Annotated in this window: 20 protein-coding genes; 7 read left to right on the top strand and 13 right to left on the bottom strand. The window is 69.7% G+C overall.

Translation table 11 applies throughout. The annotated features are described in order from the left end of the window. Positions 1–7 precede the first annotated feature (7 nt). The 9 genes from ACIA8R_RS14640 to ACIA8R_RS14600 form a co-directional block, all read right to left on the bottom strand. Complete coding sequence (locus tag ACIA8R_RS14640; RefSeq protein WP_397038643.1) at positions 8–2,860, bottom strand: CDP-glycerol glycerophosphotransferase family protein; 2,853 nt, start codon at positions 2,858–2,860, stop codon at positions 8–10. Positions 2,861–2,961: 101 nt separating this feature from the next. Next, entirely contained in the window at positions 2,962–3,276 is a 315-nt protein-coding gene (locus ACIA8R_RS14635; protein ID WP_357708314.1) for an MGMT family protein, read from the bottom strand. Then, entirely contained in the window at positions 3,264–3,623 is a 360-nt protein-coding gene (locus ACIA8R_RS14630; protein ID WP_357708315.1) for a hypothetical protein, read from the bottom strand. The genes ACIA8R_RS14635 and ACIA8R_RS14630 overlap by 13 nt, the downstream gene beginning before the upstream one ends. A 56-nt stretch (positions 3,624–3,679) precedes the next feature. Next, positions 3,680–4,849: a S8 family serine peptidase gene (locus ACIA8R_RS14625; RefSeq protein ID WP_397038640.1), complete on the bottom strand. Its 1,170-nt coding sequence runs from the start codon at positions 4,847–4,849 to the stop codon at positions 3,680–3,682. Then, positions 4,825–5,625, bottom strand: coding sequence for a hypothetical protein (locus tag ACIA8R_RS14620; RefSeq protein ID WP_357708317.1), 801 nt, complete (start codon positions 5,623–5,625; stop codon positions 4,825–4,827). Before ACIA8R_RS14620 ends, ACIA8R_RS14625 begins: the two co-directional genes overlap by 25 nt. A 158-nt stretch (positions 5,626–5,783) precedes the next feature. Continuing rightward, entirely contained in the window at positions 5,784–7,004 is a 1,221-nt protein-coding gene (locus ACIA8R_RS14615) for a S8 family serine peptidase (RefSeq protein ID WP_364102783.1), read from the bottom strand. Further along, the gene (locus tag ACIA8R_RS14610; protein WP_397038638.1) at positions 6,998–7,720 is read right to left on the bottom strand and encodes a hypothetical protein; all 723 of its coding nucleotides are present in this window, start codon (positions 7,718–7,720) and stop codon (positions 6,998–7,000) included. Before ACIA8R_RS14610 ends, ACIA8R_RS14615 begins: the two co-directional genes overlap by 7 nt. Before the next feature lie 46 nt (positions 7,721–7,766). Then, a complete protein-coding gene (moeZ, locus tag ACIA8R_RS14605; protein WP_397038636.1) occupies positions 7,767–8,948 on the bottom strand; it encodes an adenylyltransferase/sulfurtransferase MoeZ in 1,182 nt (393 codons plus the stop codon). A 43-nt stretch (positions 8,949–8,991) separates the two neighbouring features. Further along, entirely contained in the window at positions 8,992–9,897 is a 906-nt protein-coding gene (locus ACIA8R_RS14600; RefSeq protein WP_357708322.1) for an alpha/beta hydrolase, read from the bottom strand. Positions 9,898–10,673: 776 nt separating this feature from the next. Here ACIA8R_RS14600 and ACIA8R_RS14595 point away from each other — a divergent pair. After that, complete coding sequence (locus ACIA8R_RS14595; RefSeq protein ID WP_397038634.1) at positions 10,674–11,075, top strand: hypothetical protein; 402 nt, start codon at positions 10,674–10,676, stop codon at positions 11,073–11,075. Between the two features lie 446 nt (positions 11,076–11,521). Then, on the top strand, positions 11,522–11,932 hold the full coding sequence (locus ACIA8R_RS14590; RefSeq protein ID WP_357708324.1) for a hypothetical protein: 411 nt from the start codon (positions 11,522–11,524) through the stop codon (positions 11,930–11,932). A 359-nt stretch (positions 11,933–12,291) separates the two neighbouring features. On the opposite strand, the gene ACIA8R_RS14585 is transcribed toward ACIA8R_RS14590, so the two are convergent. From ACIA8R_RS14585 to ACIA8R_RS14575, 3 genes are all read right to left on the bottom strand, one after another. Then, positions 12,292–12,618: a hypothetical protein gene (locus ACIA8R_RS14585; RefSeq protein ID WP_357708325.1), complete on the bottom strand. Its 327-nt coding sequence runs from the start codon at positions 12,616–12,618 to the stop codon at positions 12,292–12,294. Between the two features lie 369 nt (positions 12,619–12,987). Further along, complete coding sequence (locus ACIA8R_RS14580) at positions 12,988–13,371, bottom strand: hypothetical protein (RefSeq protein ID WP_397038632.1); 384 nt, start codon at positions 13,369–13,371, stop codon at positions 12,988–12,990. Positions 13,372–14,838: 1,467 nt separating this feature from the next. Then, positions 14,839–15,765 carry a Ku protein gene (locus tag ACIA8R_RS14575; protein ID WP_397038630.1) on the bottom strand — a complete coding sequence of 309 codons (927 nt, stop codon included), beginning with the start codon at positions 15,763–15,765 and terminating at the stop codon, positions 14,839–14,841. An 81-nt stretch (positions 15,766–15,846) separates the two neighbouring features. On the opposite strand from ACIA8R_RS14575, the gene ligD (ACIA8R_RS14570) reads away from it, so the two are divergent. From ligD (ACIA8R_RS14570) to ACIA8R_RS14550, 5 genes are all read left to right on the top strand, one after another. Beyond that, positions 15,847–16,728 carry a non-homologous end-joining DNA ligase gene (ligD, locus tag ACIA8R_RS14570; RefSeq protein ID WP_397038628.1) on the top strand — a complete coding sequence of 294 codons (882 nt, stop codon included), beginning with the start codon at positions 15,847–15,849 and terminating at the stop codon, positions 16,726–16,728. Next, positions 16,725–17,600 (top strand): non-homologous end-joining DNA ligase, encoded by an 876-nt coding sequence (gene ligD, locus ACIA8R_RS14565; RefSeq protein WP_397038626.1) that lies wholly within the window; start codon positions 16,725–16,727, stop codon positions 17,598–17,600. Before ligD (ACIA8R_RS14570) ends, ligD (ACIA8R_RS14565) begins: the two co-directional genes overlap by 4 nt. Before the next feature lie 33 nt (positions 17,601–17,633). Beyond that, positions 17,634–17,855 (top strand): hypothetical protein, encoded by a 222-nt coding sequence (locus ACIA8R_RS14560; RefSeq protein WP_364102808.1) that lies wholly within the window; start codon positions 17,634–17,636, stop codon positions 17,853–17,855. 109 nt (positions 17,856–17,964) lie between these two features. Beyond that, positions 17,965–18,585, top strand: a complete 621-nt coding sequence (locus tag ACIA8R_RS14555) for a TetR/AcrR family transcriptional regulator (RefSeq protein ID WP_352319259.1) — start codon at positions 17,965–17,967, stop codon at positions 18,583–18,585. A gap of 91 nt (positions 18,586–18,676) precedes the next feature. Beyond that, complete coding sequence (locus ACIA8R_RS14550) at positions 18,677–18,907, top strand: DUF3107 domain-containing protein (RefSeq protein WP_357708335.1); 231 nt, start codon at positions 18,677–18,679, stop codon at positions 18,905–18,907. A gap of 770 nt (positions 18,908–19,677) precedes the next feature. Here the strand turns inward: ACIA8R_RS14550 and ACIA8R_RS14545 are convergent. Next, positions 19,678–20,331, bottom strand: a complete 654-nt coding sequence (locus ACIA8R_RS14545; protein ID WP_397038623.1) for a ferritin-like fold-containing protein — start codon at positions 20,329–20,331, stop codon at positions 19,678–19,680. Between the last annotated feature and the right edge of the window lie 163 nt (positions 20,332–20,494).

The following is a 20,494-nucleotide window of genomic DNA, read 5'->3' as shown; positions in this document are numbered from 1 at the left end:
GCCGCCCTCAGGAGAACAGGTGGTCGACCACGCGGGCCGTCGCCTTGCCGTCGTCCTTGGGCGCGAACGTGGCCCGGAAGGCGTCGTAGCGGTCGGCGTGCGCGGCGGCCACCTCGTCGATGGAGCGCAGCGCGTCGATCACCTCGGCCGACGTCGGCAGCACCGGGCCGGGCGCCTGTTCGGGCAGGTCGAGGTAGAGCCCCCGCTTGGAGGAGTACTTCGCCAGGTCGTAGCCGTAGAAGACGATCGGCCGACCGGTGGCGGCGAAGTCGAACATGACCGAGGAGTAGTCGGTCACGAGGACGTCGGTCACCAGCAGCAGATCCGCCATGTCCGGATAAGTCGTGACGTCGTGAGCGATGTCGGGGACGGCGGGCATGGCCTGCATCGGGTGGGCGCGTACCAGGATCTCGTGGTCGGCGCCCAGGGCCTCGCGGGCCTTGGCCAGGTCGAGCTTGACCATGGCGTTCTTGCGGTCGTAGTCGCGCCAGGTCGGCGCGTAGAGCACCACCCGCTTGCCCTCGACCAGCCCGAGCCGCTCGCGGACGGCGGCGGCCCTGGCCTCGCGCTCGGGCGAGTTGAGCACGTCGTTCCTGGGCAGGCCGCTCTCCAGGATCTCGCCCTTGTAGCCGAAGGCCCTGCGCAGCACGGTGGTGGCCCACGGCGACTGCGACAGCAGCACGTCCCAGCCGCGCACCTCGGCCGCCTGCCGGTGCCAGATCGGCGGCCGGGGGTCGCGGGCCATGTGCGGCTGGTCGTTGCCGATGCGCTTGGCCGGGGTGCCGTGCCAGGTCTGCAGCACGACCTGGTCCTCGCGGGCGCGGAACCAGGCGGGCAGGAACGAGTTGGTGACGATGTGGCTGGAGCGGGCCAGCGCGGCGTGGTGCTCGCGGCTGCCCGCCCGCACGGCCCGCGCGCCGCCCGGCGGCACGAACGCGGCGTCCTTGACGATCCAGATGTGCTCGCGGTCGTCGCCCCTGCGCAGCCGCTCCTCGTAGATGGCGCGCACGCTGTCGGCGTAGAGCCGGCCGTCGTTGACGACGTAGACGGTCGCGTCGTGCAGCGGCTCGGTGCGCTGGGCCGGGTAGAAGACGCGGCGCAGCACGTGGGTGCCGGCCACGCCCCGCTCGTCGTTGGGACGCTCCTCCTCGACCGTGATCACCGGCACGTCGAACCGGGTGGAGATCATCCGGTACGCCCGGCCGTCGGCCGTACGCGGCTCCTCGTCGAGCCCCGGCAGGGCGGCGTGGTCCATCCGGAACGGCACGATCTCGCCCGACGGGTGCCGGAAGGACATGTTCCAGCTGCCCGCCGCCAGCGGCACGGACTCGCCGAAGCGGTCCATGGACGAGGGCGTCACGCGTACGGAGAAGTCGTCGCCCGACCGCTCCATGGGCAGCGAGTACATCAGCCCCGACCGGTGGCGCAGCGTCAGCACCCGGGGGCCGGGCGCGTCGGGGTAGTTGCCGCGCAGGACCAGCGTGGAGCCCTCCCAGACCGCGGAGGTGATCACGGGCCGGATGCGGTGGGCGGAGACCACGACACGGTCGCGCCGGTCGCCGAGCACGGTGATCTCCCGGTCGCCCACCGGGGTGCGCGTCTCGACCAGGTCGGCGAGCATGACGGAGGCCGCCGGATCGCCCTTGGGCTCGACCCAGAGACGCCGCCCGTCCTTCTCCTGGAGCAGGGCGGGCACGGCCAGCCCGATCAGCACCTCGGTGCCGCCGCCGGACGGCGTGAAGTCGGCCGCGATGCGGTGGCCGCCCAGCCTGGCGTGGCCCTTGGTCACGCTGCGGCCGGGCAGGAAGATCTTGAGTTCGAGGCGTTCGTCCTGGACGGACACGCCGGTGAGCTCGGCCCTGTTGGGCTGGAGCACGACCTGGAGCGCGCGGTCGGACGTCCAGACCGGACGGACCCACCAGCCGGGCCGCAGCTTGAGCCCGGCCGGGCGCTCGGGCCTGCCGATGGCCGAGCCGCGCAGCAGGCCGATCGCCCGCGCGCCACGGCTCCAGAAGACGATCTCGGCCCGCCAGGTCGTCGCGTCGGGCACCCCCGGACGGTGGCGCAACCGCCGCCGCACCGCGTGCACCATGCCGCGCACGGCCCCGCGCCAGCGCAGCGGCCAGGGGCTCAGCTCGGCGGTGAAGCCGGACCAGTCGTAGTTGCAGCCGGGCTCGCGGGCCCCGTGGGTGGCCTCGGGCGCGAGCACCCGCTTGGTGCGCATGCGGATCGGCGGCAGCCAGCGCGGCCCGCGCAGCACCACGGTCGCCCAGTTGAACCTGCGGCTCCGGACGGACAGCCCGGCCAGGTAGGCGAAACCGGTGACGCGCAGTTTGCCGTCGACCCACACGATGTCGTCGATGTGGGTCACCGGCACCATGTCGGCGCGGCGCAGCCGGTAGAGGTCGGGCGGCAGCTCGTCGCGGAGGGGCAGGTCGGCGTACCAGCTCAGGCCCTTGCGGATGCGCTTGGACGGCTCGGCGGCCGCGGTGACGACCTTGACCAGCGTCTCGCCGTCGATCAGCTCGTCGTCGGGACGGTGCTCGATCAGGTGGCAGATGACGCGGCGGGCGACGGGCAGGTCGCGCTTGACCTCCGCGGACACGCCGGCCAGGTAGGGGCGGATCAGGGTGAGCAGCTCGCGGCGCCGCGCCGGGCCGCGCTTGACCGCGAGGTCGATGCGCGACCCCAGGGGCCCGCTGAGCAGCTCGGTGTCGAACGCCGCGTCGCGGCCGCCGGGCCCGGCGGCACGCATGACCGCCTCAAGAGGCTCGCCACGATCGCAGAGATCCTGGACAGCCTTGAGGCGGTCGGCGAGCGTGTCGCCGCTGTGGCGCTGGGCTGTGACGCCGGTGGCCATCGTGGAGGCACCGCCTTTCGGGCCTGTCAGTGTTCAGCCCATGGTAATGGGAGTCACATGTCACAGAATCGCCTCAACAGCGAAACCGCAGGTCAGACCCCTTACTGAAAATCCGCTGAACGCCCGTCCCAGCGGGCCCGCCTCATGTCGACGCGTTCGCCGCGCAGCGGGGTGCCCTCCTCCTGCCAGTGGGCCAGGCATCGTCGCAGGTGGTCGGGGGCGGCGCCGCTGCCGTCGGCGTGCACGACCCGCCACCACGGGACGCCGCCGCCCAAGGTGGACATCACCTTGCCCACCTGGCGGGGGCCGCCCTCGCCCAGGTATTCGGCGATGTCGCCGTAGGCCATGACCTTGCCGGGCGGGATGCGCTCGACCAGGTCGAGCACCCGCTCGGCGAAGGGGTTCAGGGGGTCCATGCGGCCGGGCCCGCGTCGATGATCTCCTCGAACTTGCCGATCTCCATCACCGTCCCGCCGGACAGTACCTCGATCACGCCGTCGCGCAGCGCGTAGACCTCGCCGTCCTCGCCCACCAGGCGGGCGCCGAGTGCGGCCGACAGCCGCAGGAGCTGGGCCACCTGCCAGTCGGAGCCGGGCTCGCCCACGACCTGGCCCTGCCAGCGCGCCACCGCGTGCCGGCCGCCGTCGTGGCCGGCCACGATCTCCTCAGATCCGCGCAGCTCGAAACCGGCCGGCGCGATGGCCTTCGCGAGCTCCGCGAAGGCGAGTGGCGACTCGCGCACCACCCGCAGCTCGTATCCCATGACGCGCGACCATAGCGGATCTTTACCCTCCACGCGGACGAAGTACGAGCGGTTCATCACTCCTTGCGCTGATTGAGAACGATGATCGCCCCGCAGAACGTCACCAGCGCGACCAGGACACCGCCTCCGTACAGCCACAACCGCCACGGATCGGCCCCGGGACGGCTGGGCACCGGGGAGTCCTCGCCCCGGCCGAAATGGTCCTTGCCGGAGGCCGCGACGCTGCGCTGCTGCCCGGCCAGGCGCTCGGCGGCGTTGAGCGCGGCCCCCGCGTCCACCACGCCGAACCCGGTGTTGTCGTCGTAGCCCGCGGCCGGACGGCCCCGCGCGCTGGAGGCCAGCGCCTGGGCCACCTGCTCGGGCGGCAGGGCGGGGTAGCGCGACTTGATCAGCGCGGCCACGCCGGCCACGAGCGCGGCGGCCGAGCTGGTGCCGTCGGACAGCTCGTAGCCGCTGGGCCGCTTGACCACGGGCACCTGCACGCCCGGCGCGCCGACGAGGACCGACAGGTTGTCGCTGCTGAACGTGGCCTTCCTGCCCTGCCTGTCGGTCGCGGCGACGCCGATCACGCCCGAGTAGCCGGCCGGGAAGCTCCAGAACGAGGTGCCCTTCTCCTTGGCGTACGGCGTCTGGCCGTCGTTGCCCACGGCGGCCACCAGCACGACGCCCTTGCTCAGCGCGTACGACACCGCCTCCCGCTCGGACCTGACCGGGCCGTAGGAGCCGATCGACATGCTGACCACCTGGACGCCGTGGTTGGCCGCGTACCGCAGGGCGCGGGCCAGCGAGCTCTCGGGCGACAGGGCGTCCGTGGGCGGGAGCAGGTCGAAGTCCGGCTCGTCGTCGGTGACCAGGGGCAGCGACAGGATGCGCGACTCGGGCGCGACGCCGATCAGCCCGTCGTCGGCGCCGGAACCGGCGATCAGCGCGGCCATGGCGGTGCCGTGCCGCCCCGGGCGCACCTCGCGGGCCACCGCGCCCGAGCTCATGTCGGGCCCGGTCGTCACCCGGTCCTTCAGCTCCTTGATCCCGGTGTCCACCGCGCTGTCCACGACGGCGACCGTGACGCCCTTGCCCTTGGTCACGTTCCACGCCTGCTCGACGTTGAGCGCGTCCAGCACCCATTGCTGCTGGTCCCTGACCGGGGCGGCCGTGGGCCCGAGGAGGACGAGCAGCGTGGCCGTGAGCGCCCGTACGGCGGTCAGCACACGTTCCCCTGGGTGCACGGCGGGACCTTGGGGGGATCCGCCAGGAAGTAGGCGATCTGGTTGCCGACGGACTTGGCCGCCGGCCAGAGCTCACTGTGCAGGATCTCCTCCGGGGGGATGGCGGCCCTGGTGCGCCCGTCGGCGTACCCGGCGGTGGAGAAGACGATGTACGGCCCGGCGCCCACCCAGCCGGTGCGCTGGCGCTGCTCGGTGCCGAAACGTTCGGTCACGGTGCCGGGGAAGGCCACGGGCAGCACGCCCACCCGGTCGTCCTGGCCCAGTTGCTCGCTCGCCGACACCCTGGACTCCTCGTCCTTCAGCACGGCCACGCCGACGGTGATGACGAAGGTGGAGGTCTGGTCGACGTACGTGGCGCGCAGCATCGTGACGCACCCGTGGCTGTCGAGGACCCCGGCGACGGAAGCGTCCACGCCCTTGCCGCACTCGGTCTCGGGGGCGATGCCGACCCGTCTGGCGTACTGCTGGGCGCGGTCGAGCCCGAGGTACTTGACCTCCTCGGGGAAGACGCCCGTGGCCGGCCACGCCTGCCAGCGCCTGGCGATCTCCTCCTGCTTGTACTGGTTCTGCTCGGCCGGGGTCAGCGGGCGCGAGCGCGTCTCGTTGAGCAGGCCGATCGTGCCCAGCAGCACCACGACGGCAGACACGGCCACGATGGCGCCGACCAGCACGACGAAGATGCGCCGAAAGCGCATGCCCTGCTGGAGGGCCGCCAGCTCGGCGCGTTCCTTGGCCGCGGTGCGCGTACGGGAGTTCGCCGCCGGCCAGGCACGCACACGTGACCGGCGGCCGGTCGACGCCCCGAGCGGGTTGCTCCCTCCCGGTGTGGCCTCGCCGGCGCGCGGTAGCCCTGAGGTCGACCTACGTGCCTTCACCACCCTGGCCTCGCTCCCGCGTTCGGTCGGTGTCTATTTCGTCCCCGTTAGGCGGCGGATCATGCGTCGTGTGCGTCGTGGTCGCGTCGTACGCGTCTGACCAGGAAGAATATGACTCCCAGCGACGCGAGCGCCCCGGCCGCGGCCCCGGCGGAGACGGCCGCGTAGATCGTCACGCGGCGGCGGTCCCTGGTGGTGACCTTGATGGGCCCGGCGGGGCCGCCCGCCAGAGGCTTGGCCGGGTCCTGGGCCTGCGGGCCGGTCGCGGTCTCGGTGTGCGTGGCCAGGCGGGCGGCCTCGGCCAGGGCTCTGCGGGCGTTGACGACGCCGAAGCCGGTGCCGGTGTCGTAACCGCCGGGCGGCCGGTCGTCGGCGCTGTCGGCGAGCGCTTGGACGACCAGCGGCGACGACATCTGCGGAAACTTCGCCTTGATGAGGGCGGCCACCCCCGAGACGAGCGCGGTCGCCTGCGAGGTGCCCCGGCCCACCCAGTACTCGTCGCCGGGCCCCGCGCCCATGATGTCCACGCCCGGCGCGGCCACCAGCACCGAGGAGTTCCAGTTGGAGAACGTCGCCCGGCGCAGCCGCCGGTCGGTGGCCCCCACCGACACCACGCCGGGGAAGGACGCCGGGTAGGAGTAGGGCGCGAAGTCCCCGCCGGTCTTCCTGTCGCCGTCGTTGCCGGCCGCGGCCACCAGCACGACGCCCCGGGAGATGGCGTACCGGATGGCGGACCGTTCCTCCTTGGTCGCGAGCTCCTTGGAGATCGACATGTTGATGACGTCCGCGCCCTCGTCGACCGCGTAGCGGATGCCCCTGGCCACGACGTCCTCGAAGCGCTCGGCCGAGTTGAACTCCCTGAACCCCGGCTCCTCGTCCTCCAGGATGACGCGTACCGACAGGATTCCGGCCTCCGGCGCGACGCCGATGACGCCCTGCCTTCCGCCGGGCCCGTGGCCGTGCCCGGCGATCAGGGAGGCCATGTACGTGCCGTGCAGCCGCCGTGGCGCGACCCCCGGCGGGTTCGCGCCCTCGGTGAGGTCGCGGCCCACGGTCACCGAGCCGGCCAGGTCGCGGTGGGCCGGATCGACCCCGGAGTCGAGCACGGCCACGGTGACCCCCGCGCCCTTGCTGGTCCGCCAGGCCGCGGGCAGGTCGAGCGTCTCGATGACCGCCCGCTGGCCCCCGCGCACGTCGTCGTCGGCGAAGGCGGGCAGGACGGCGGGGGTTGCGGAGACCACCACCCCGGCCAGCGCCGTCGCCGCGCCGCGCCTCAGCACCGCCACTCCTCGGCCGCGCAGTCGGGCATCCTGGGGGTGCTCAGGTCGAGCAGCACGCGTTCGGACAGCTCGGTGGCGAAGGCGAAGATGGCCGGTCGTGACTCGCCGGCCGTGCTCGCGGGCCGGCCGTCCACCTGGCCCGCCGTGGTCAGCACCACGTACGGCCCCGCCTGCCGCACCGACCCGGCCTGCCGCATGGACGACGTGAACCGTTCGGCGACCGTGCCCCTGAAGGCCAGCGGCCGCACCCCTGGCACGGGCTTGCCGTTGTCGGCGAACACGCTCCTGGCCCGGACGGCGCGCGACTCGTCGGGCAGCGCGACCACGCCGACGGTGACGAGCACCCCGCGCAGCGCGTCGATGTAGGTGGCCCGCAGCACGCCTCTGCATCCCGCCTCGCGCAACGTCCTGACCGCCTTCACGTCGAGGGACTCCGCGCCGCAGCCGGTGTGCGGCGAGATGCCGATGCGCTCGGCCCGTTCCTGCCCGCCCTGCTCGGCCGCGTACGGCAGGGCCGCAGGGAAGACGCGCCCGGCGGGCCAGGCGCGCCAGCGTTCGGCGACCTCCCGCGTGGCGGCGGCCCGCAGCTCGGACGCGCTCGGCCCGCGGGTCAGCTCGGTGCCCGCCGCGCTCCCGGCCACCCCGGCGGCCACCGCGCAGACCAGGGTCAGCGCGGAGGACACCACCAGAGTGGGCCAGGGGCGGGCGTGGTTCACGACACCGACCTTAAGCGCCTCGGCGGACGGTTCCCCGGAAAACGCCTCAGTAGCTGGGCAGGCTGGGGTCGACGGTCTTGACCCAGCTCAGCACCCCGCCGCCGACGTGCACCGCGTCGGAGAAGCCCGCGTTCTTGACGATCGCGAGCGCCTCGGCCGAGCGGGCGCCCGACTTGCAGTGGAGCACGATGCGCTTGTCCTGGGGCAGCTTCTCCAGGGCAGAGCCGTTGAGGAACTCGCCCTTGGGGATCAGCGTGGCGCCCGGGATGGAGACGATCTCGTACTCGTTGATCTCGCGGACGTCGACCACGTAGATGTTGTCGCCCTTGTCCATCATGGACTTGAGCTCCTGCGCGGTGATCGTGGAGCCGCTGGCGGCCTGCGCGGCCTCGTCGGAGATCGCGCCGCAGAACGCCTCGTAGTCCTCGAGCAGCTCGGTGACCGTCGGGTTCTTGCCGCACAGCACGCACTCGGGGTCCTTGCGGACCTTGACGTCCCGGTACTTCATCTCCAGGGCGTCGTAGATCATCAGCCGGCCGACCAGCGAGTCGCCGATGCCCGTCAGCAGCTTGATGGCCTCGTTGACCTGGATCGAGCCGATCGACGCGCACAGCACGCCGAGCACGCCGCCCTCGGCGCACGACGGCACCATGCCGGGAGGCGGGGGCTCGGGGTAGAGGCAGCGGTAGCAGGGCCCGTGCTCGGCCCAGAACACGCTGGCCTGACCGTCGAAGCGGTAGATCGAACCCCACACGTACGGCTTGCCGAGCAGCACGGCGGCGTCGTTCACCATGTAGCGGGTGGCGAAGTTGTCCGTGCCGTCGACGATGAGGTCGTAGGCGGAGAAGATCTCCATGACGTTCTCGGTGGTCAGGGCCGCGTTGTGGACGACGACCTCGACCAGCGGGTTGATCTCGCGGACCGACGCCGCGGCGCTCTCGGCCTTCGGCCTGCCCACGTCGGACTGGCCGTGGATGATCTGGCGCTGCAGGTTGGACTCATCGACGACGTCGAAGTCGATGATGCCGAGGGTGCCGACACCCGCCGCCGCCAGGTACATCAGGGCGGGCGAGCCCAGGCCGCCGGCGCCCACGCACAGCACCTTGGCGTTCTTCAGCCGCTTCTGCCCGGCCATCCCGACATCGGGGATGATCAGGTGGCGCGAGTAGCGGCGCACTTCGTCTACGGTCAGCTCTGTGGCCGGCTCGACCAGCGGTGGCAACGACACGTTCTACGCTCCCGTTTCAGGGGGTCACATCTCTAGCTGAAACCTACTCGGCGAGTGGGGCATTCCCCAATCTCGTCTCACCGATCAGACGGCGTGCCTCCGCGGCCACCACTCGCGGCATCTCCATCATCGCCACGTGGCCCGCCGTCGGCAACAGCACGAGCCTGACCTGCCGGAACGTACGGGCCGCCTTCGCCGCCATGGCCGGGCGCACCAGACGGTCGTGCCGGCCGTGGACGATGAGGGTCGGCGCCTCGACCTTGGCCGCCTGACGCCACAGGGTGTCCTCGCCCCGCCGGAAGTACTCGGCCACGATGCCCCTCGCCGAACCGATCATGGCCTCGCCCGCGTACGGGACGTCGTCGCGCCGGCGCAGCTCCTCGACGGCGTCGGCCAGGCGGACGGGGTGCACGGCGTTCATGTTCGCCCAGACCATGGCGAAGGAGGCGTTGATGCGCTGCTCGGCGGGGAGCAGGCGCAGCTTGCCCGCGACCCACTCGCCCACCCTGGGCACGGCGGCGGCGGCCACGCGGACCGGGCCGTACCTGGGGAGCAGGTCGGGCAGGGCGGGCGAGACCAGCGTGAGCGAGCGGACCAGGTCGGGCCGGGACGCGGCGACCCGTACCGCGACCGCGCCGCCCAGCGAGTTGCCGAACAGGTGGGCCGGGCCGGTGTGCTCCAGCAGTCCGATCACCGCGGCGGCATGGCCGGCCACGGTGTAGTCGCCGTCCTCCGGCGCCGGTGAGAAGCCCGCGCCGGGCAGGTCGAGGGCGTGGCCGGTGACGGTGTCCTTGAGCTCGTCCATGAGGTCGGTCCAGTTGGTGGCCGAGCCCGCCAGCCCGTGGACGAACACCGCCTGCTCGGCGGGGCCGTCTTCGGGGGTGGATCGCACGTACACCGAGCCGATCATGCGTCCCGGCCAGTGAGGGATCGGCTCCGCCGCTGTCATTACGTCCTCCTCGTCGCTCTTCCACGATAACCAGCGCGCTCAGGCGGGCTCTGCATTCCGTGACTATCAGAGCATCGATGGACATACAGGACGCAAGGGGGTGTCATGCCCCTCCAGCCGCATCGGTGGGCACGTCCGCGCGGGCGGACATGTGGGACCAGCCCCGAAATTTCCGCTCATAGAGATCTAATGGATCTCTTGGCAGCTTAAGTGTGCGGCAAAAGCTGTCTGTCACCGTTTACCGGGGTCAGTACGGGTAAGCATCAGAAGCGGATACAGTGCGCGACTCACCGGACACTCTCCGTCAGCTATCGGAAGGTCGCGGCCACTGGAATTCCATCGGGGAAGCGTCACAGCGTTCCCCGAACGATCCCGACGACAGCATCGTCCCGCTTTTCTCATGTCCGGCGCATCGGTGTGCCGCGGCGAGCATTTTCAGCGAGCCGTCAATACACGCATGGCCGCCGCCTTCCGGCGCGCATGGCCATGCCGTCATTCCATGAGAAAAGCGCGGGCGGTGCTGCCGGAACCCGATGTGATGGGCACTCCGTCATATGTACATAATCGGACATATCATGGCATTTCATTCGATAGAGCTGTAATGCAAGCAATAAGATTGCTAATGCATAGCAAAATAGGGCCACTCCTGTTTGTTGTAGCTCTGTCCCGGAAATGACATTTCACGGATGGCTCATCAGCTAGTCGTTCAAGACCTGTTTCCGGGTCTCTCGGGAACGTCGAGAACGGGGCAACCAATCCTTTAGGGGGAAAACGCAATGCCCAAGCTCAAAAGTGTTATCGCAGGTCTCGCCGTCAGCACCGCGCTGACCGGCGGCGTGGTCAGCCTGGGCGCGACGACCACCGCCAACGCGAGCACCGCCAACAACGTCACCAGCCCGACGACCCTCAGCTGGGGCGATGGGGACGGCCACGGCTGGTGGCACCGTCGCCACCACCGCTGCAACAGGAACCGCCACGGCTGGGGCGGCGGCTGGGGCGGCGGCGGCTGGGGCTGGGGCGGCGGCGGCTGGGGTGGCGGCTGGCGCCGGCACCGCGGCGGCGGCGTCTGCGTCAAGATCTTCAACGAGAACACGAACGACAACGTCGAGACGAGAACCAACAACGAGCTGCGTGAGAACCGCGAGAACCGCGAGAACCGCTGGAACCGCGAGAACTGATCGCTCGGAGATGGCGCCCGTGATCCATGGATGGTCGCTCTTCACGGCGAAGTGAATTCGACCGGCGAGTACTGGGCTCCCAGGAAGTGACCGCACCCGGACATTGCGGGGCCGCCTGAGATCCCTTTCTCTTCTGTCACCGCGGCAATTCCCGGTGAGGGCTCCACTGGCATTCTGCCGGTGGAGCCCTCACTGCGTTTTCCCTCAAATGCGCGCTCCGCCCACCCCCTCGCCCTACCGGGTCCGAAATGTCCGATTATGCACCATGATGCGCCATAGTGTCGGACAAGAGAGGGCAATGTCCGTTTGTGGGGTATTCGGTGGGATATATCCCTAACATGGATGTTCGCTAGCGGGCATCCACGCCGCTCCAACAGAAATCCAGAAGGCTCGGATTTCGCGGAGCGACGAGTACGGGGCAATCAATCCTTTTAGGGGGAAACACAATGCCCAAGCTCAAAAGTGTTATCGCAGGGCTCGCCATGGGCACCGCGCTGACCGGCGGTGTGGTCAGCGTAGGCGCGGCGACCACCGCCACCGGGGCCAACGCCGCCAGCGTCACCGGCTCGGCCACCGCGGCCACCCTCGCCGGCTGCTTCCGGGAGACCCGGTGCGGCTGGGGCGGCTGGGGCCGCAGCTGGGGCAACCGCTGGGGTGGCGGCTGCCACCGCCGCTGCGGCGGCGGCTGGGGCTGGGGACGCGGCGGCGGCTGGGGCTGGGGACGCGGCGCCGGCTGGGGCTGGCGTCGTAACAACACCCCCCGGGTCCGCGTCGTCATCCACAACACGAACCACAACAGCAACCACAACAACAACAACGTGCAGCGGCACGACGACCGCGAGCACAACGACAACTAGGCGGGAGGTCTCACCCGGTGAGAGCCCGCTCAGCGAGAGCCTCGCCTGAGAAGTGAGACCACGCCGACACGGAGGAGTGCCCGCATCCGGCCGATCCCGCTCTCGACGGAGAGCGGGGATCACCCCCCGGATGCGGGCACTCACCTTGTCTCCCGCCCTCCCCCGCCCTCCAGACGCCCCCAAGGGCCTGCCCTACAGGATGCGTCACCCGGTCCCGAGACCGTACGGACAAGAAGGTGAGACGAGTGAGTGCCCGCACTCCCTGCCGAGAGCTCGTTCTCAAGAGGAACGAGGGTTCGGCGGAATGCGGGCACTCAGTTGCGCGATCGTGGTTCGCGCCCCGGATTCAGAGCCTCTGGTCAGCGCCAGTCACGCTCGACGTCGTCGTCAGCGCGAACCTGCTGACGAGCGTCACGCGCGAGCACGTCGTGGTTCCGGTTCCGGTTGACGATGATGATGCGGATCCGAGGGAGCCGGTGGCGACGCCAGTTGTTGCGCCAGCCCCAGCCGCCGCCGCACCAGGAGCGACGGAAGCAGCCGGACAGAGTGGTGGTGGTCGCCGCGGCGGTGACGTTGGTGGCGGCTTCGGCGCTGGTGGCCGTGGTCGCCGCACCGAGGGCGATCATTCCGCCGCTCAGCGCCGTGCTCATGGCGAGGCCTGCGATAACACTTTTGAACTTGGGCATTGCGTTTCCCCCTAATGGTTTGGATGCCCCGTTGATCGACGCTTCCGGATTCCCAGGAAACGACGTGGACGGTATGGCTTGCCTTGCCTGCCATCCATGACCTTGATATATCCCCATGTATGGCCAGCAAACCGCAATTGTCCACTTTTGCCGGTAGGCACAGATTTGCATGGTAAGTCGCGCTGGAAATGCAGGTGAGGGCTTCCCGGCCGATGCCGATGAAGCCCTCACCAGAATTTCCGAAGGGACGGAGAGAACGATTCCTCCAGCGCGCCGGCCGCGATTCAGACCGTTGTCCGAGCCCGGTACCCGGTGGTCGAATTCAGCGCGGCGCCGCCTTCATGAGGACGACGGTTCCCTCCCCGTTCGTCAGCCCCAGTCGTCGCGGTCGTGGTCGTGGTCGTGGTCGCGGTGGCGGACGAGAGGCCTCACGTCCTCCCGCTCCGTCACCCGGTTACGGTTGAAGTTGCGGTTGTGGATGCTGACCTTCACCTTGCCGACGCGGTTGCCGTTGCGGCGCCAGCCCCAGCCGCCACCGCCCCAGTTACCCCAGCCACCGCCGCCGCCCCAGCCCCAGCCGCCGCACCGCGACCTGCGGAAGCAGCCGGCCTGGAAGCTGGTGGACGTGACGACACCGGCGCTGGTGGCGGCGTCGGCACTGGTCATGGTGGTCGCCGCACCCAGCGCGACGACACCGCCGCTCATGGCCGTGCTGACGGCGAGGCCTGCGAGAATACTCTTGAGCTTGGGCATTGCGTTTCCCCCTAAAGGATTGGTTGCCCCGTTCTCAACGCTCCCCGGTTGTCAGGGAACTGCCCTTGGACGACCTGTGATGAGCCATCCGTGAAATGTCATTTCCTGGACGCGGGCATGGCAACACAGAACCGCCGCCTTTTTGCTATGCATTAACAGCCTTATTGCTTGCATTAAACAATTATTGACTGATATGCCATGATATGTCCGAATCTATCATGATCACTGGAGACGGGTCGGCCGAGCGGAGTCTGAGGGGATCCGGAAAACCGACACCCCTCTCCAGCGGCGAGGCCCGGCCGATTCGCGGCGGGCAATTGGTGCCACTTATTGCGATATGAAGATAATGTCCGCTTTATGGCTAATGAGCGTTATGTGAGCCCGAGACGCTGTGCCCACCTCCCCACCAACACGCCCGCAAGCCGTAGAACCCCAAGACCGTAGAACCCGCAGGGCCGTAGATGCGGGAGCCCAGAACCCGCAGGGGCGTAGAACCCGCAAGGCCGCAGAACCCGCAGGGGCGTAGAACCCGCTGGGTCGTAGAAGCTTCAAGGCCGCAGAACCCGCTGGGTCGTAGAAGCTTCAAGGCCGCAGAACCCGCTGGGTCGTAGAAGCTTCAAGGCCGTAGAACCCGCTGGGTTGTAGAAGCTACAGAGGCGTAGAAGCTGGGAAGCCGTAGAGCCCGCAGGCCGTAGATGCCAGGGGGCGGTGGGGGCAGCCGAGGTCAGGAACTCGTCAGCACGTCAGCCCTGGAGCACTCGGCCCCCTTCCAGCGGCGCAGGTCGTCGCCGCGCCGGTGGTGGCCGCTTCCTTCGCTGTCGCGATCTCCGTCGCCCTCCGCAACCCCACGGACAGGCGGGCGTCCACCACAGCGCGAGCTGACGCTGCACACGAAGGTGGGAATCGCGCGCGAGGGCGGGATCGCACACGAGGGCGGGGATCGCCATCGGTCCGCCCTACTCCCCGCCTCCTCTCCCAACCAGGCCGACAGGCCCCCTCGTCGGCCGGCACCTCAACTGGCGGGTGACCCTCGCCGCCGTCGCCGTGCTCACCGCCACCACCGCCCGGGTTCTATATGCCGCTTCTGACGCCGCACACGGCCTCCGGCCGGCTCGCCTCGGCCGTTGCCGGCTCCCCCAGCGGGCAAGCGCCATGTGTTCGCCGGATGGGCCCCCTGCTTGCCAGCCGCTCTGCCGCTCATTGAGGGTGATCTCCGTCTTCGGCTCCCGAGGCCACCGAGCAGACGACGTCGGCGGGTTCACCCATGAGACGGTGCCGCCCGTACCCATGAGACGGTGCCGCCCTTACGGAATTGGGCAGCCGGTCACCCGACGCGGCCCCACGCCCTCGCCGACGGGTCTGCCGACCGCGCCGATCCTCACGGTGGTCGGGCGGATGTGCCCATGGTGAGTCGGGGGCGTACTGGCAAGGGGCCTGCAGGCGTACTCGCGGTGGGCCGACGGCTGGTCAGGCGGACTTGCGGGCCTTGCGCTTGGGTGGGGCCTTCTCCTCTTCCTTGGCCTCCTTGGACTCCTTGGACTCTTTGGCCTCTTTGGTCTCTTTGGCCTCCTTGGAGGACTTGCCGCCCGCCGCCTTCTTCGGTTTGGCCGGTTCCCCGGTCCGCTCCCGCTTCGCCGCCTCGACGCTGGCGCGCAGGGCCGCCATGAGGTCCACCGCCGGCCCCGCCTCTTCCTCCTCAGGCGCCGCCACGACCTCCTTGCCCGCCACCTTCGCCTCGATCACCTGCTGCAACGCCTCGCGGTACGTGTCGTGGTACTCGCTCGGGTCGAAGTCCGACTCCATCGTGGTGATCAGCGACTCGGCCATCTTGAGCTCCTGCGCCCGGACCTCGATGTCCTCCTCCAGGAACTCGAAGTCGGGGGCGCGGATCTCGTCCGGCCACAACATGGTCTCCAGGACGAACACCCCGTCCCGTACGCGCAGGGTGGCCAGCGACTCCCGCTGCCGCAGCGCCACCTTGACCACGGCCACCTGCCCCGAGCTCTCCAGGGCGTTCCGCAACAGCACGTACGGCTTCGCGCCCTGGGCGTCGGGCTCCAGGTAGTACGACTTGGCGAAGTAGATGGGGTCGATCTGCTCGGCCGGGGTGAACTGGAGGACGTCGATCCTGCGCGACGTGCTCAGCGGCAGGTCCTCGAAGTCCTCGTCGGTGAGCACCACCATCTCGCCCGAGGCCAGCTCGTACCCTTTGGCGATGTCCGCGTACGGGACCTCCTCGCCGTCGACGGTGCACACGCGCTTGTAGCGGATCCTGCCGCCGTCCTCCCGGTGGACCTGGTGGAAGCTGACGTCTTTCTGCTCGGTCGCCGAGTACAGCTTCACCGGGATGGTGACCAGCCCGAAGGAGATCGCGCCCTTCCAGATGCTGCGCATGGGCACTCCTCAGCAGTAGCGGGCTCACCATATGGGCACATACCCGTCATGGGGCAAGGAATGCCATACCCGGTTGAACCAATGCTGGCCGTACCTGGGGAACTACCCTCCGATCGTGACCGGTACGGCCTGGAGGTCAAGTGGGACGGCATCCGCGCGCTCGTACACCTCACCGACGGACTGAGGGTGACCGGACGGCACGGCGTGGAGTACACCCGGCGATACCCCGAAATTTCGGGGTTCGGGGTTAAGAACGCCGTCATCGACGGCGAAGTCGTGGCCCTGGACCAGCGAGGCAGGCCCAGTTTCGTCCGGCTCCAGCATCGTATGCACCTGACCGATCCCGAATCGGCCGTGCTGGAGCTCTACCCCGTCACGTACATGCCCTTCGACCTGCTCTGCCTGGACGGCAGGCCGCTGTTCGACCTGCCGTACCGCGACCGGCGCGCGCTCCTCGACGAGCTGGACATCGGGGCGCCGCCATATTTCCCGGGGGACTCCGACCTGCTCACCGCCACGCGGGAGCAGGGCCTTGAGGGCGTGGTGGCCAAGCGTCTCGACTCGCCGTACCGGCCGGGCGTGCGCTCGCCGTGGTGGATCAAGGTCAAGCACCTCAGCACGAGGGACGTCGTGATCGGCGGCTGGAAACCCGGCAAAGGCCGCAGGGCGAACGGGATCGGCTCGCTCGTCATGGGCGTCTTCACCGGTGAAGGGCTGACGTACGTCGGCCACGTGGGAACCGGGTTCACCGACGCCATCCTGGACGACCTCCACCAGGCGCTCCAACCTCTGGAGATCCCGCGCAGCCCCTTCACGAACGCGGTCCCGTGGAGAAATCGGTGGGTTAGGCCCGATCTCGTCGGGGAGGTGGGCTACACGATGTGGACCGACGAGCTGCGGCTGAGACATCCGGTCTGGCGCGGACTGCGTGCCGACAAGGTCCCCGCGGAGGTGACGTTGTGAAGAAGGTGCCGGTCAGGGTCGACGGGCGCGAGCTGACGCTGAGCAACCTGGACAAGGTGCTCTACCCGGAGATCGGCTTCACCAAGGCCGAGGTCATCGACTACTACAGCCGCGTGGCCCCCGTCCTGCTGCCGCACCTCGCGGGCCGGCCCCTGACCGTCAAGCGTTACCCGAACGGCGTCACCGGACAGTTCTTCTTCGAGAAGAACGCGCCCGAGCACACCCCCGACTGGGTCAGGAAGGTCAACCTGCCCGCCCCCGGCAGCACCAAGAACCGCGGGACCATCGACTTCGCCGTGGTCGAGGACCTGCCGACGCTCGCCTACTACGCCAACCTGGCCGCGCTGGAGCTGCACGTGCCGCAGTGGCGCGTGGACGATGACGGCACGGCGCTGCCGCCCGACACGCTCGTGTTCGACCTGGACCCGGGCGCGCCGGCGACCATCGTGGAGTGCTGCCGCGTGGCGCTCATGCTGCGCGAGCTGCTGAAGGACGAAGGGCTCACCGCCAGGCCCAAGACCAGCGGCAACAAGGGCATGCAGCTCTACGCCGACTGGGACTGCCGCGAGGAGCCCTCCGCGTACGCCAAGAGGCTGGCCCAGACCCTGGAGAAGGAGCACCCGAAGGAGATCGTCAGCGTCATGGCCAAGAAGGCCAGGCCGGGCAAGGTGTTCATCGACTGGAGCCAGAACAATCCGTCCAAGACCACCGTGGCGCCGTACTCGCTGCGGGCCAGGGAGCGGCCGACGGTCTCGACGCCGCTGCTGTGGAAGGAGGTCGAGGGCTGTGAACACCCCGATGACCTGGTGTTCACCGCGCCTGACGTACTCGCCAGAGTGGAGAAGCACGGCGACCTTTTCGGCCGGGCGTAGTCTGGACCCGTCCACACCAAGAGGGGGACCGAGATGTCGGAAATGGACACCCGCGGGGACGAGAATGTCTACGACGAGGAGGAAGAAGAAGAGGAATTGTCGCCGGAGACGCCCGAGGCCGACGCCGCCGAGCAGCATCGCGAGGTCCGGCAGGAGGCCGGCGGGGCGCGCCGCGAGGTCCCGCTCGACGCCGACCCCGCCGACGCCGCCGACCAGGACCGCGTCGTCGACTATGACGACGACGACTACCGCTGAGCCACGGGCCACCCGCCAGACCGAGCGTGTATGACGATGACCACCGAGGTGTCGACCGGCCGCACGTAGGATGTCGGCACAGTTCGCTGAGAGACCAATGGAGACCCGCGTGACCGCAACCCCGGACGCGAAGCCCCGGGGCACCCGGCTGCCCCGACTGGCCCGACGCCGGCAACTGCTGAGCGCCGCGCAGGAAGTTTTCGTGGAGAACGGCTACCACGCGGCCGCCATGGACGAGATCGCCGATCGGGCCGGTGTCAGCAAGCCGGTGCTCTACCAGCACTTCCCCGGCAAGCTGGAGCTCTACCTCGCGCTGCTCGACCTGCACGTCGACGACATGGTCAACCGGTGCCGCGAGGCCCTGGCCTCCACCCACGAGAACAAGCTGCGGGTGCAGGCCACGTTCAGCGCGTTCTTCGACTTCGTCTCCACGCAGGGGGAGGCGTTCCGGCTCGTCTTCGAGTCCGACCTGCGCAACGTCGCGCCCGTGCGCCAGCGGGTGGAGCGGTCCCTCCAGGAGTGCGCCGAGATGGTCAGCGCGGTCATCCAGGAGGACACCGGCTGCACCAGCGACGAGGCCCACCTGCTCGGCGTCGGCCTGGTCGGCATGGCCGAGGTGAGCGCCCGCTACTGGGTCACCGCGCAGGGCTCGATCCCCAAGGACGCGGCCGAGCAGCTCATGGCGCGGCTTGCCTGGCGGGGGATCAGCGGTTTTCCGCGTACGGCATAACCCGTTCGCTGGGCGCGATCATTCACCGTCTCCGGGCTTCGGAGCGGCGACGATGGGACTGAGCGCTAGCCCAGTCGACTAGGGAGCCACGATGGAAGTCAAGATCGGCGTACGCTCCGTACACCGCGAACTCGTTGTCGAGACCGACCTCTCCGCCGAGCAGGTCGAAGAAGAGATCAGGAACGCGCTGTCGGTCGATCGCGGCGTGTTCGCCATCACCGACGTCAAGGGCCGGCGCGTGGTCGTGCCGGTGGCCTCGTTGGGGTTCATCGAGATCGGTGAGGACGAGTCCAGGCCGGTCGGCTTCGGCGGCACCCTCTAACCCACCCACCAGGGGTACGGCCAACCGCCGTACCCCTCACGAGGCCCACGGCACACCTCACCACGCCCCACCAGGCCCAGGGCTCCCGCGCACCACAGCGCAGGGGGCCCATCCCCTCACGAAGGCCCAGGGCTCCCGCATCCCAGGGAACCCAGCGACCTCACGAGCCACACCCCCTGCCCTGCGTATGGGCACCACTCCGGCGCCACGGTCAGGCGTGCCGGGCTCCGACGGGCCGGAGGTCTGACGTGGCGGCGGTCTGATGTGACGGGTCAGGGGCGCCGAGGCCAGGTGAGCCGAGGTCAGGGGTGGCCGGGGTGGTCGCGTGGGTCCGTGAGCCGGCAGCCTCGGGCGGGACGGCGCCGGTCGGCGTCATCCCGTTTCGGCTCGCCCGTCGGACACTCAGCGCTCCCCCTCCGCAACACAGCGCGCGAGGTCCAGCGATTCGGCCCACATCTCGTCAAGGAACTGCCGTAGCGGCGCGAGGCCCTCATGTCTGGCACGTTACATCCCTTTTGTACCCTCGCCCCCCTCCACGACCAGACCGGCATCTTCAACATCTGCAAGCCGTACCGAAATGCTCGACGCCCCGGCCCGCGAGCAGCTCCCGCCGGGTGACCAGCTTGAGCATCGCCCGCCCCCTCGATCCCGTACGGCGGGCGGTCCGGCCCCCGAACTCCTCGCCCCCGCGCCAAGCACGTCATCGACCTCCACCATCGCGGCGGCTCCCTCCCCGGACGCCACAAGCTCTCGTGAGCGTCGATGGGGAGCTAGATGCCGAGTGCGGCCATCCGCTTGTTGTGCGCCTCCGTCAGGGTCGCGAAGAGGCGTGAGATGTCGGCCGCCTCCCCGCCGGCCGCCTTGGCCGACTCCACCAGCAGCATCGCCAGCTCCGGCCGCGCCGCCGCCACCTGCTGCCCCTGGCTGAGCGCCTCGCCGACGAGCCGCCGGGCCCACAGCGCCAGCCGTCCGCCCGCCGTGGGATCGGCCTCGATCCCCGCCCTGACCCGCTCGACGGCGAACTGCGACCGCGCCTCGTCGACCAGCACCTCGTCCACCAGCTTGCCGATCGACGGTTCCAGGTGCCGGGCGGCCTCGCGGTAGAAGTCGAGCGCGATCCCGTCCCCCACGTACGTCTTGACCAGGGCCTGCAGCCAATCGGCCGGCCGGGTCTGGGCGTGCCAGGCGTCCAGGGCCGTCACGAAGGGCGTCATCGCCTGCTCCGGACCGGCCCCCAGCTCGGCCAGGCGGTCGCGCAGCAGGCGGAAGTGGGCGTACTCGGCCGCGGCCAGCTCGCTGAGCGCGGCACGGTCGGCGAGCGAGGGCGCCAGGGTGGTGGCGTCCTCGGTCATCCGGGCGTACGCGCTGAGTTCCGCGTAAGCTAGAACACCGAGCAGGTCGACGACTCCAGGAGACTCCTTCATGGGGGCAGCGTACTTCGCTGAATCTTCGGGAACATAAGCGAGCTCGGCCAGCGTTGTGGTATCGAGTACACTGCTCTGTGAAAGTGCGACCGCACTGTGTTAGTTCGGGGGATTCCCCCGATAACCCCCGATTCCCCGGGTGCGCGGTCGCGATGACGCGAGA

The sequence above is a fragment of the Nonomuraea sp. NPDC051191 genome (assembly GCF_044455665.1).
In the GTDB taxonomy this organism is placed as follows: Bacteria; Actinomycetota; Actinomycetes; order Streptosporangiales; family Streptosporangiaceae; genus Nonomuraea.
This window is presented reverse-complemented; position numbering and strand designations above follow the sequence as displayed.

Coding starts and splice junctions, on each gene's coding strand:
- ACIA8R_RS14640 (WP_397038643.1), bottom strand. CDS start 2,860: ATGGCCACCGGCGTCACAGCCCAGCGCCACAGCGGCGACACGCTCGCC.
- ACIA8R_RS14635 (WP_357708314.1), bottom strand. CDS start 3,276: ATGGACCCCCTGAACCCCTTCGCCGAGCGGGTGCTCGACCTGGTCGAG.
- ACIA8R_RS14630 (WP_357708315.1), bottom strand. CDS start 3,623: ATGGGATACGAGCTGCGGGTGGTGCGCGAGTCGCCACTCGCCTTCGCG.
- ACIA8R_RS14600 (WP_357708322.1), bottom strand. CDS start 9,897: ATGACAGCGGCGGAGCCGATCCCTCACTGGCCGGGACGCATGATCGGC.
- ACIA8R_RS14595 (WP_397038634.1), top strand. CDS start 10,674: ATGCCCAAGCTCAAAAGTGTTATCGCAGGTCTCGCCGTCAGCACCGCG.
- ACIA8R_RS14590 (WP_357708324.1), top strand. CDS start 11,522: ATGCCCAAGCTCAAAAGTGTTATCGCAGGGCTCGCCATGGGCACCGCG.
- ACIA8R_RS14585 (WP_357708325.1), bottom strand. CDS start 12,618: ATGCCCAAGTTCAAAAGTGTTATCGCAGGCCTCGCCATGAGCACGGCG.
- ACIA8R_RS14580 (WP_397038632.1), bottom strand. CDS start 13,371: ATGCCCAAGCTCAAGAGTATTCTCGCAGGCCTCGCCGTCAGCACGGCC.
- ACIA8R_RS14575 (WP_397038630.1), bottom strand. CDS start 15,765: ATGCGCAGCATCTGGAAGGGCGCGATCTCCTTCGGGCTGGTCACCATC.
- ligD (WP_397038628.1), top strand. CDS start 15,847: ATGCTGGCCGTACCTGGGGAACTACCCTCCGATCGTGACCGGTACGGC.
- ACIA8R_RS14560 (WP_364102808.1), top strand. CDS start 17,634: ATGTCGGAAATGGACACCCGCGGGGACGAGAATGTCTACGACGAGGAG.
- ACIA8R_RS14550 (WP_357708335.1), top strand. CDS start 18,677: ATGGAAGTCAAGATCGGCGTACGCTCCGTACACCGCGAACTCGTTGTC.
- ACIA8R_RS14545 (WP_397038623.1), bottom strand. CDS start 20,331: ATGAAGGAGTCTCCTGGAGTCGTCGACCTGCTCGGTGTTCTAGCTTAC.